This is a genomic window from Nonomuraea sp. NPDC049141, from assembly GCF_040648415.1.
GTDB lineage: Bacteria > Actinomycetota > Actinomycetes > Streptosporangiales > Streptosporangiaceae > Nonomuraea.
Genome location: NZ_JBEZDR010000288.1, coordinates 1 through 1,032 on the forward strand (window position 1 = coordinate 1; position 1,032 = coordinate 1,032).

2 protein-coding genes are annotated in these 1,032 nt (G+C 73.8%); both read right to left on the reverse strand.

What is annotated here, in order from left to right; genetic code table 11:
• Window positions 1-223: hypothetical protein (locus tag AB0B91_RS66515; protein ID WP_358343364.1), on the reverse strand; the 223-nt coding region annotated here is incomplete at its 3' end.
• A gap of 168 nt (window positions 224-391) precedes the next feature.
• On the reverse strand, window positions 392-817 hold the full coding sequence (gene panD, locus AB0B91_RS66520; RefSeq protein ID WP_089003105.1) for an aspartate 1-decarboxylase: 426 nt from the start codon (window positions 815-817) through the stop codon (window positions 392-394).
• Window positions 818-1,032: the final 215 nt, after the last annotated feature.

The window sequence follows — 1,032 nt, forward strand, 5'->3', positions numbered from 1 at the left end:
CCCGGTGCGGCGCGGCGCAGTCCACCGGCGCGTACGCGGCCAGCGTCACCACGTCGGCGAAGTCGGCGACCTGGCACACCCCGGCGGCGGGGGTGAAGGGCCCGGGGGCGGACGGGGCCGCCCAGTCGTCGACCAGGTCACCGTCCAGCCCGCCCGAGTCGGCGCACCCGGCCAGCAGCGATGCCGTGACGACGGCAGCGAGCAGGGCAATCGCACGGCGCATCGCGGCCTCCCCCAGCCACCCGCGTCTGTCGACGGGCAACCAGACTACCCAGGGATGACCTTCCGATGACAGACCGCACAGGTGCCCACTTCGGCGGCCCGGACGACCCTAGGGATCACGAAGGGGACGAACGGGCGCGGCGCGGACGACAAGGAGGAAGCGGTCCGCTCAGACGGCGGCGGCGAAGGGGTTGGGCACCGGAGCGCCAGCGGTGCCGGGGGCGGCGGTGGTCGGGTCGGTGTTCAGCTCGACGACCCGGTTGTCGGCGTCCACGTGCACGACCCGCGGCCGGTACGACCGGGCCTCGGCGTCGTCCATCTGCCCGTACGAGATGAGGATCACCAGGTCCCCCGGGTGCACCAGGTGGGCGGCGGCACCGTTGATGCCGATCACGCCGCTGCCCCGCTCGCCCGGGATCACGTACGTCTCCAGCCGCGCCCCGTTGGTGATGTCCACGATCGCCACCTGCTCGCCGGGGATCAGGTCGGCGGCGTCGAGCAGGTCCTCGTCGACCGTCACCGAGCCGACGTAGTGCAGGTCGGCCTGGGTCACCGTGGCGCGGTGGATCTTCGACTTGAGCATGGTGCGCAGCATCGGGGTGCCTTTCGCGGGATGGTGGCGGGGTCGGGTTCAGGAACGCGGGGCGAGCCGGATCGCCGCGTTGTCGATCAGCCGGGTGGCCCCCACCCAGGCGGCGACGAGCAGTCGCGCCGGCCCGGAGACCGGCCCCGGCTCCAGGTCCGGGTCGGTGAGCACCAGGTAGTCGAGGCGCGCGCCGGGCGCACCGGCACCGAAGGCCGCGTGCGCGG

Bases quoted from the DNA above. Each gene is read 5' to 3' on its own strand.
- panD (WP_089003105.1), bottom strand. From the start codon at position 817: ATGCTGCGCACCATGCTCAAGTCGAAGATCCACCGCGCCACGGTGACC.